This window comes from Tepidiforma sp. (assembly GCF_034433535.1).
Classification (GTDB): domain Bacteria; phylum Chloroflexota; class Dehalococcoidia; order Tepidiformales; family Tepidiformaceae; genus Tepidiforma.
Window position 1 is genome coordinate 1 of record NZ_DAOUAO010000028.1, and the last position, 3,484, is coordinate 3,484.

3 protein-coding genes are annotated in these 3,484 nt (G+C 67.9%); 2 read left to right on the forward strand and 1 reads right to left on the reverse strand.

Annotated features, from left to right (window positions below):
- Window positions 1-170 precede the first annotated feature (170 nt).
- Window positions 171-1,640, forward strand: a complete 1,470-nt coding sequence (locus tag VAE46_RS01650; protein WP_322795165.1) for an acetyl-CoA hydrolase/transferase family protein — start codon at window positions 171-173, stop codon at window positions 1,638-1,640.
- 16 nt (window positions 1,641-1,656) lie between these two features.
- Here VAE46_RS01650 and VAE46_RS01655 read toward each other — a convergent pair whose 3' ends face one another.
- Entirely contained in the window at window positions 1,657-2,694 is a 1,038-nt protein-coding gene (locus VAE46_RS01655) for a lysylphosphatidylglycerol synthase transmembrane domain-containing protein (protein WP_322795166.1), read from the reverse strand.
- Between the two features lie 41 nt (window positions 2,695-2,735).
- Here VAE46_RS01655 and VAE46_RS01660 point away from each other — a divergent pair.
- Window positions 2,736-3,484, forward strand: a 749-nt coding sequence (locus tag VAE46_RS01660; RefSeq protein WP_322795167.1) for a phosphatase PAP2 family protein, incomplete at its 3' end; no start/stop codon positions are given.

A 3,484-nucleotide genomic window follows, 5' to 3' on the forward strand; every position in this document is an offset into this window, starting at 1 on the left:
CCCGCACGTCGTCGAGTGCCTGCATGAGCATCCTCCTGCTGCCTGCTCGCCGCCTGCCCTGCGGCGTGGCGGCACTCTAGCAGACTCGCGGCGGGCGGTGAACTTCTCCTTGCTTCCGGTGACGGTAGAATCCCCCATCAGTCTCGACTACCCGCAGGAGGAATCCTCGCATGGCAATCCGCTACCGCGACTGGCGCGACGAGTACCGCTCCCGGCAGAAATCGCTGGCCGAGGCGATGGAGGTTATCCGCGAGGGCGACCTCGTCGGGGTCACCATCCTCTGCCCTGCGCCGCTCGTGCAGGCGTTCGTCGAGCGCGCCAGGCAGCTGGGCAATGTCTCGGTGCGCACGTTGGCGCCGAACAACCCGGAGCTCTTCAACCCCGAGCTGTTCAAGGGCGAGCGCGAAATCGAGCTGTTCATCGGCGATGCGATGCGCCCGGCCCACGACGCGAAGATCGCGACCTACCTCCCGAACACCTTCATGCTCGGGATGAAGGCGTTCGACAACGGCCGCGAAGAAGCGCGCATCCCGGATGTGTTCCTCACGCCATGCTCGCCGCCGAACGAGCACGGCTACGTTCACTTCGGACCGCACATGTGGCAGCGCAAGGCCTACGCCAGGCGCTGCAAGCACACCATCGCCATCGTCGACCCCAACATCACGCCCGTGTACGGCGATGTCTGGATGCACGTCTCCGAAATCGAGACGTTCGTCGAGGGCGTGATGCAGCCGGTCAACATCCCGGCGATGGAGGAGCGCGTGCGAACGCTCGCAAAGGAGGAAGACCGGCCGGCCCTGCTCGAGATCATGAATAAGGCGAGCCCAGACCAGCTTGCGCTCGTGGAGCACACCTTCCACGCGTTCCCGCCGTCGCTGCTCTCCGCGGCCCTCGGCATCGCCGAGGTCGACCCCGCCGCGCAGGCCATCGCCGATAACCTTCGCCAAATCATCCGCGACGGCGACACCATCCAGGTCGGCGTCGGCCAGCCGAGCCAGCTGATGTTCCTCGCCGGCGCCTTCGACGACGCCGAGCACCTCGGGGTCCACACCGAACTCGGCTCGCCCGGGCTGGCCAAGGCCTGGGCGAAGGGGATCATCGACGGGTCGCGCAAAACGCTCTTTCCCGGGAAGTCGGTTGCGGTGGCCTGGACCGGCTGCGACGGCGAGGACCTGCGCATCATCGCCAATAACCCGGCGTTCGAGCTGTACTCGCCGGACCAGATTTTGAACCCGGCGTTCATGTCGCAGAACCACCAGATGACCTCGATCAACAGCGCCATCGCAGTCGACCTGCTCGGGCAGATTGCGAGCGAAGACCGTTTCGGCGGACACATGGTCAATGGCACCGGCGGTCAGCCCGATACGCACATGGCGGCGGCAATGTGCAAGAACGGTCGGGCGATCACCGTCATGCGCTCGACGGCGATGGAGGGCACGATTTCGAAGGTGGTGGCGAAGCACGAGGCCGGGACGTTGGTGACAATCCCGCGCTACCTCGCCGATACCATCATCACCGAGTACGGGGTCGCGCGACTGCTCGATAAGAACCACCGGCAGCGGGCCGAGGAGCTGATCTCCATCGCTCACCCCGATTTCCGGGCTGAGCTGCGCCGCGAAGCGCAGGAGCTCTGGGGCTAGGCCGGGCGCGCGGGCGCTACTGCTCCGGCGAGGGCGGCCCGGCGAACCGGGCCATCCTCACGGGCACGAGCGCCTCCCGGCTGGCCAGCAGCAGGATCGCGCCGATGAGGCTCACCGGCACCACGTTCACCAGGTGGGCCAGGATCGCGAAGCTCAGCGCGCGCGCCTCGCTGACGCCGAAGGGGAGCAGCGAGGCGGTGGCCGCGAGGTGGAACACGCCAATCGCTCCGGGCGAGCTGGGCAGCAGCATCGCCAGGTTGGTGGTGCAGGTCAGCAGGACAGCCACGGCGAAGGGGGCATCGATGTTCAGCGCCCGCATCAGCAGGTAGTTGATGGCGAAGGCGCCAACCCAGGCCGTCCACGACCAGCCCCAGATGCGCACGACCCGCTTCCGCGCGAACAGCTGGCGGAACCCCTCGGCGAACGAGGCGGCCTCGAGCCGGATGCGCTCATTGGCCGGGAGGCGCCGCCGGACGCGCTGCGAACGGGCCAGGGCATCGAGCCTCGCCCGGAAGAGCGCTGCCAGCGCCACGACCACCGCGGCGACGGCGACCACGCTCCAGGCGCATGTGCGCCAGCCCTCGTAGCCGGCCGGGACCGGCAGGAAGGGGCTGACCACGAGGAACCCGAGCAGGAGGGTCACGGTGTCGGTCACCCGCTCGGTCAGCATGGAGGAGAGGACGTGGCCGATGCGCACCCCGGGCTGGCGGGAGGTCATTGCCACGCGCGCCACATCCCCAATGCGGGCCGGCAGCACATTGTTGAGCAGGAAGCTGATGTGCAGGATGCGGTACAGGCCGCGGGTGGTGACCGGCGCAGTCTCCGGGAGGAGCAGACGCCAGCGGACCGTCTTGGCGATGAGCGAACCGACCAGGCAGGCGATCGCCAGCCCCACGAAGAGCGGGTCGGCCGTGCGCAGCAGGGCCACGGTGGGTGTCCAGGGCACGAGGTGCCAGAGCAGCACCAGCGAGATTCCTGTCACCAGGAACCCCGGCGCCGAGCGAACAATCGAGCGGATCACGACACGTGTCCCTTCGTCTGTGTAGCGTGCCACAACCCTTTCTCATGGGAAAATGGGGTTCTACGCTGGAAGGCGTGTCGGTAGCGCTTGAACGCCGGGCTGGCACGCTCCGGGGGGCGCGGTGGCTGCCGCCGCTGCCCGAGCCACCGTCTGGCGCCCGCGGCCGGGCGCTGCTCGCGGCGCAGTCGCTGCTGCTCCTGGCGATGACCGCCACGGTCGCGACGCGCACCTGGCAGGACCACACCTGGTTCGGCATCGGGCTGGCCGGCCTCACCCTTGCCGTCTGGGCGTTCGAATTGCCTCGCCGCCGGCTGCGGTCGTGGTGGTTCGTCTACGTTGCGGGCATCTTCGTCTACACCCTGCTGCGGGCGGTCGCTGATGAGACCGCCATCCCGATCCGGTTCGATTACGCCATCGATTTCGACCGCGCGCTATTCGGCGGCACCGACCCGACCGCCTGGCTGCAGCGCGCGTTCTTTGATCCCCGCGCGCCGCGCCTGCTTGATTACCTGGCCGTCGCCGTGCACTGGTCGTTCTTCATCGCGCCGCACGCGCTCGCGGTGGGCGTTTTCCTCTTTCATCGTCCGCAATTTCCGCGCTACGCAACGCTGGTGGTCTTGACGATGTGGTTCGGGCTGGTGCTGTTCTTTCTCGTGCCGACGGCGCCGCCGTGGTACGCGGGAAGCCTGGGGTTCTTGCCGGGGGTTCGCCGCGTGATGGACTACGTGGGCCATTCCATTGACCCGAACGCGTACTCGTCGCTCTACAAGGCGCTCGGCGAGCCCAACTCCGTCGCGGCGATGCCCTCTATCCACATGGCGGT

What these genes read in the sequence shown, in the direction of transcription:
- VAE46_RS01650 (WP_322795165.1), top strand. Translation starts at nt 171, where the DNA reads ATGGCAATCCGCTACCGCGACTGGCGCGACGAGTACCGCTCCCGGCAG.